This window comes from Bacillus sp. JJ634, assembly GCF_036962285.1.
GTDB classification, from domain to species: Bacteria; Bacillota; Bacilli; order Bacillales; family DSM-1321; genus Peribacillus; species Peribacillus asahii_A.
Genome location: NZ_JBALMU010000097.1, coordinates 1 through 6,649, shown reverse-complemented (window position 1 = coordinate 6,649; position 6,649 = coordinate 1). Strand labels below are relative to the sequence as shown.

Genomic DNA, 6,649 nt, shown 5'->3' with positions numbered 1-6,649 from the left:
GTCTTCCCTATCTTTCTTGTCACCACAGCAGTTAACATTCACATTAACATTCACACTTTGTTTACTATCTTGTGAATCACGACATTCTTTTTGCTGTTTTTGTTGAAAACAGGGCACCCATGAATTTTGCCAATTTGGAACAATATAACGTTTAATGTTAAATCACCCTTTTTTTTATTTTACACATATCGTATACGAGAATCGCATAAGAGGTGAAAAAAAGTGATTGTACATTAATCCCTAAATTTTCTCAGCATTGGGTAAAGCTACAGTAAGCCCGAAATCAAAAAATAAGCACACCTTCATGGTACGCATCACAAAATTAGTTTATAATTTATTTATCAATTCGAATTCTTTATGATTTAACAGATATTCTAAAAACATCATTTGTTCTTTTGAATGCTGAGACATGTTCCTTCTTTTATAAGTTATATAATTTCCTATTTGATGTTTGTAAATAATTTCGGCTAACCGTGGTAGATTTTGTTTACCTTTAATCCAGACACGATAAATAGGATTTCCTGTTTTAGTCACTTGATGTGTAATTTCTGAACGTAATTCCCAAGCTTGAAATACTAATAAAAGTTCTTCAGCAAAACATTGACTACCTGATGTAACATTCATGACATATCCTCTTTTGTTAAAGATTTATTGGGAAATATACCAAACTTCTCAAGATCCTTTTTTATTTCTTTAGAATTAATAAATAAAATTGGCGTTGATCTTGTCGGGCCTGTTGATGCTAATACATAGTCTGCTTCCATATATTTTGCAATTAAACGAAGAATTCTTTCATCCTTCTGAGCAAATGAGATATTCTGAATTGAATATGGTGTATTATCCTGTTTATTAATTATATTAATATATACAAATTCGGGTAATATGCTAAAAATAACGGGTTATGACCCGTATAACATTATATTCAAATAATTTATATCGAGTTTTTCTATAAACTAACTCCAAGAGGACTCATTCGAGTTTAATGTCATCCTAACATTCTTTGCAAAATATGTTTCATATTGTACAGAATAATCTTTTTCTCCCCCTCCCAGACCTATACATTGTATAATCGCTACATCTTTAAATGTCCCTGTCTTAATCGTTACCGTTCTTTTTGCATCAAAAATTTCACAAGAATAATCGCCGCTCTTTCAATATAACAATAGCCATACTTCCTTCTTGAAGTATGGCACCTATAAAGATTTCAAATAGAAATTAACTAGATTACAGTCTTTTAGCGACACTATTTAAGATAAGTAGATATTGACTTTACCTCCTGCAACTGACGCTTTTCCTTAATCAAAAGCACTCCAATCAGGCCAATCATAGAGAAGATAACTGGAGTGATGAAACCATAGTAGTATCCATCACTTATACTACCCGAAACAGCCTGAAAATGATCCAATACTTTTCCAAAAATACTTGGCAGCAATACGGCACTTAGAAATCCACCCGTATTCGCAAACCCAGAGACAATGCCAGATTCTATTATAGGAAAAGATTGACGAACGGCAGCAAAAGTTAAGGCATTTGCCCCATATGCAAGGCCAATAATAAAGAAAAGCATAGTTAACAAGAAAAATGGCGGGTTTCCATTAAATAAAAGAAAGATTGACCAAGTCGATAAAAGAATGATGTGAACAACAACATATGGCCATTTAATTGTTTCTAACTGACTAGAAATCCAACTAGCTAGAGGAGCACCAATAAGTGCCCCAATCAGACCAATCATAATAAGTTGACTCGCATCTGAACGTGTCATTCCATACACATTCATCCCATAGGGCACTCCCCACGAACTGATAAATCCAACATACGTTCCGACAATTCCAAAGTGACAAAAGAATAAAGCCCATGCTTGCCGATTCGAAAATATTCTTCGTAGTAACACCAATGTTTTTTCACGTTGTATTTCATTTTTTATAAATACTGATTGTTTTGGTTTTTTTAAAAGTACAAAATAAAGGAGAATGCCACATAAGCATAGGAGAAGTCCCGTTAAAAAAAATGCTGCCCTCCAACCAAGGAAGTCAATTAATAAGGAGAAAGGAACTGTCGCCAAAAGGAAACCAAGGCTTCCTGTCATTGCTGCTATACCAATTAATCGTGTAAATTCCTTTGCATTAAACCATTGGCTCAAAATTAACACCATATTGACCCAGATGGTCGCATCCCCCGTCCCGGTTAAAATTCTGGAAAAAAATAAGAAAAATTCATTCGTGCCAAGACTATAGAGGATTGTACCTAAACCTGTAAGAATTGCACCAATAATTAGAAAAAAATTGGGCCCATAACGGTCAGTTAAAATCCCCATCGGAATCTGCAAACCCGTATACACAAAAAATTGGATACTTGTCAGTAACCCAATTGTTGTTGCTGTTACATTAAAATCCAACATTACTTGGTCGATAATCAATCCCGGAGCAGTACGTTGGCTCGACATTAATAAATAAGTAAACAATACAGAAGCAAATACAACCCATCTAAATTGGTTATTTTGTTTGTCCAATGATATCTTACTCCTGTTAGGCTTTTACTCTATATATATGGCTTTTTGTAACGGTAGGAACCAGTTTTTTAATAAGTAATTTTTATGGCTTGAATTAGGATTGGAAACCCCTTTCGGTTACTCTATTTAGCTATTCCATTGAAAAGATCGTCAATCGCTTGAACAGCTAGCTCCAACGCTTTAATTCTTCGTTCTAAAAGCGTTCTTTGAGGACTACCTGCCTTTAACTTAGCATAACTGTTCTCAATTGATGGAAATAAACCAGTAAGAACATTGCGGGCTTCTGCTAAATCTTCCAGGGTGTAATGATGGGATCTTTGATTCCAAACGTTTTCCAGCATAGCTAAGCCGATATAACTAGCTTTGAGTCGTTTCTTTACTAAGGTAGTATTTGCGCCTTTCTGAGTCATCGTAGCCAAGGTTTTTTCAAGTTTTCTGATTGTCGATTGGAAGGATTTTATTGATTCCGATTTATCTACATTTGATACGTTTTCCATGTTAGTACCGTCCTCCATTCGTCTCTGTATTATTTTGCTTAAAGATGTAAATATTCTTCTTAATTTATATAAACTAATGTTCCTTAAAATAAAAGTAAGTTAATAACCCGCCCTAAAACGTTAAAAAAAGCACTACTCCGTACGAAAGTAGTGCCTCTCTTATATTTTTTATATCATTAAAATTTCACGAATATCCTCTTCGGTTAAAACGCCTGATGCTTTTTCTTCTGAATCGATAATGTCTGCAATAAGCTCTCTCTTTTTTTCTTGGAGCTCATTCATTTTTTCTTCTATTGTGCCATGGGCAACAAGCTTGATAACCTGTACAACATTTTTCTGACCCATTCGATGAGCACGGTCTGCCGCTTGCTCCTCGACGGCAGGATTCCACCAAAGATCATATAAGATGACTGTATCTGCACCTGTTAGGTTCAGTCCTGTACCTCCTGCTTTTAAAGAAATAAGAAACAAATCCCGCTCGCCATCATTAAATCGATTGCAGATTTCCACTCGTTCCTCTGAAGGGGTTTGTCCATCAATATAGAAATACGTTTGACCTCGCATTGTTATCTCTCTACCTATCAGCTTAAGCATTTTTGTGAATTGGGAAAATATTAACACCCTTCTTCCCGAAAGTCTTGATTCCTCTAGTATTTGTAGCAACTGCTCGTATTTTGCTGAGCTTCCCGTATAGCCCTCTACAAACAAGGCAGGGTGACAACAAATTTGTCGCAATCTTGTCAATCCCGCTAAAATTCTAATACGGTTTTTTCGAATAGTATCCTTGTCCAGGTGTTTCAATGTATCGTGTCGCAGCTTCGCCAAATATGCTGCATAGAGCTTCTTTTGTTCAGGCAGCAGCTCTGATACTTCAAGCGACTCAATTTTTTCAGGTAACTCGGCAAGTACCTCCTCTTTTATTCTACGAAATAAAAAAGGACGAACTCTTCGAGCAATTGTTTTCCTTGAAAGATGGCTATATTCCTTTAATCCTTGGAATAGCTGCGGAAAGACAATATGATAAATCGACCAAAGCTCTTCAAGTGAATTTTCTACCGGTGTTCCAGTGAGGCCAAAACGATTATTTGCCTGTATCATTTTAACAGCTCGAGCCGTTTGGGTTAATGGGTTTTTAAATGTCTGTGCCTCATCAAAGAAAACAGTATGAAACGTTTGGTTCTCATACCATTTTATATCCTGACGTAGTAACGGGTAGGACGTAATAATGACATCTATATTTTTGATATCCTTTTGTAGCTCTTTTCGATCCGCTTTATTCCCGTCCATGACGATTGCTTGAAGATTAGGAGCAAATTTCATCATTTCATGTAGCCAGTTATACATTAAGGATGACGGGCAAACAATGAGAACTGGGAGCCTCCTATTACGAATGCTTGAAAGCTCAGAAACAATAAAAGTAATACTTTGCAACGTTTTACCAAGCCCCATATCATCGGCTAGAACACCGCCAAATCCATAGCTAGCAAGTATTTTCATCCATTTATATCCGTGTTTTTGATAGTCCCTTAATATGTTATCTAAACTTTGTGGCACCTCAAAATTCAAGTTACCTGGGTTAAGTATATGATCAAGAAACTGACTAAACGATTCCTCTACCGTGAAGACTTGACTATCATCAATAAAATCAAGGTGTTTAAGACTTTGAATAATAGGCATATTTAGACTAGCTTCAAAGTCTTCATCCTGAACCGGAACTTCATTCAGAAAACGATGGATTTCTTTCATTTCCTTTGTCTCAAGAGATAGAAGTGATCCATTTGGAAGGCGGTAATATTTTCGCTTTTCTTCTAGTGCTGCTAAAATCTCCCGAATCTGTTTGTCAGCAATTCCGTCCATCTCAAATTTGAATTCCAGCCAATTGGTGCGTTCTTTTTTAACCTTCACTCTAATTTTTGGATGAGCATTCTTTCTCACGATGCGATTTCGAACAGCTGTTGTCGCATAAATTTGGACGAGCGGATGAAGCTTTGGAACAACATGATATAAAAATTCATATTCCAGTGCTTCATTTTGCATATAATAACCGCCCTCTGTTTTGGAAAACCCGCTCCCCTCCATAAGCTGAAGGATTTCCTCTTCCTTTTCCAGATCCCTTATAATCATTGGTCCTGTTGTGATGTCTCGGCTTTCCAATGGTTGAATAACAACATTTTCATATTGAAATTCTAGTCCTGCCAGCAGTCGATTTTTCAGACGATCCAAGTAAAGCTTGGCAACAAGCGGTGTTTTCATAATCCCCTGAGATAACGCTTTAGACAGTTGAACATCGCCAATTTTTTTCAGACCTGGTACGATCTTTTTTAGAAAAAAATCCATTTGTTCATGTGTAATCGGAATGTGATTCGTATCCGGAGATGCTAGCATTTGCTTTAGTTTGGATAATCGTTCACAGTCTTTTCCTTCTAACTGAAAGACTATTCCGTCACATAGCACAGAACTATAGGAATTCAAAACGACCATTCGGTCAAATCCTTTAATCGTCAATTGGTAATCGTCACCTTCGATTTCTTCAAATGTAAACTGTATAGGAGGTGGGCCATCCAGAATTCGCAGGCTCTCAAAAGAATGACCATTATACTCAATCGTTACCGACGGGGTTTTTGTAAGTAAAGGAACGAGCCCCATCCAAGTGGATGGCGGAATAAGTAATGTTTGATTACGAACTGTACAGTCAGAAAGATTCGGTAATGCTTCCAAAAAGGCCTTTTCATCATGGATGACCCGGATGAGTTGATGAATAACTGCATCTGAATCGTTTGAAAAGCAATGAAGGCTTGGATCATACCTAAATGTAGAGGATAATGTACTAGGTTCCCCATGTTTTACGTTCTGTAGAAAGCCTCGAATATTTTGTAGCTTCATATGACCAATCTCTACTTCCATTCCAAACAAGTACTGACCGTTCCCGATGGAGAGCGGTTTACAGGTAAACATGACATCAAGTACTTTTCTTTTTTCAAAATGCAGCTGATGTCCACTTGTTCGAGTTGGTCTGTCATTGAAGAGCGTTATGAAGTCTTCTGTCAGCTCTCCATGATTGGATTGCATGCCTTGTACATCGATAGGAAACGTTCCTTGACGTTGGTGTTCATAAATAGCTAATAAAACTGCCGCAATGTGTTGGCAACACTTTTGAAAATTTGGTAGCGAAGGACAGCTGCATTTTGTCTGAATGTTCCCTATCCCGTCTTTTTCGATTGTGACATGAAAGTCTTCCGTTCCATTAACAGTGGCTTCACAGAAATCAGAGCTATACTGGTTAAATGTTACTTTACTCGCTCGATAAAAAGAGTCTCCTCTTTTGAAGGAGACGGTACCGCACATTTCTTTTATAATCTTGTAATTTACTTTTATATCCATGTACTCCCGCTCCTTCCTTTCTATTTGTCGAAAGGTATCTATATTTTAGAAGTCTATACTATTTTTCTTCACTCGTCCCCATTTTATCATGTATTCTTTATTCAATCGAATCATTCGCCATTTAACTAACCTGTCCTGTTAGCCTACCATAAAGCTATGTCCCACCACAGAAAATACATTTTTGCATGGTATTTTACGTACAAACCTTCACAATCTCTTATAAACAATTTCTCAAAAGATGCTGTAAATAAAGATAATAGGG

At 36.7% G+C, this 6,649-nt stretch carries 4 protein-coding genes; all 4 read right to left on the bottom strand.

The genetic code is table 11. The features are described 5' to 3' along the window. Positions 1 to 327 precede the first annotated feature (327 nt). The 4 genes from V7068_RS14590 to V7068_RS14575 all read right to left on the bottom strand — a co-directional run bounded on the left by V7068_RS14590 (position 328) and on the right by V7068_RS14575 (position 6,387). A complete protein-coding gene (locus tag V7068_RS14590; protein ID WP_499713388.1) occupies positions 328 to 624 on the bottom strand; it encodes a hypothetical protein in 297 nt (98 codons plus the stop codon). Positions 625 to 1,243: 619 nt separating this feature from the next. Beyond that, positions 1,244 to 2,509: an MFS transporter gene (locus V7068_RS14585; protein WP_499713387.1), complete on the bottom strand. Its 1,266-nt coding sequence runs from the start codon at positions 2,507 to 2,509 to the stop codon at positions 1,244 to 1,246. A 122-nt stretch (positions 2,510 to 2,631) separates the two neighbouring features. After that, positions 2,632 to 3,006, bottom strand: a complete 375-nt coding sequence (locus V7068_RS14580) for a hypothetical protein (RefSeq protein ID WP_499713386.1) — start codon at positions 3,004 to 3,006, stop codon at positions 2,632 to 2,634. Between the two features lie 168 nt (positions 3,007 to 3,174). Further along, positions 3,175 to 6,387, bottom strand: a complete 3,213-nt coding sequence (locus tag V7068_RS14575) for an SNF2 helicase associated domain-containing protein (protein WP_499713385.1) — start codon at positions 6,385 to 6,387, stop codon at positions 3,175 to 3,177. Positions 6,388 to 6,649: the final 262 nt, after the last annotated feature.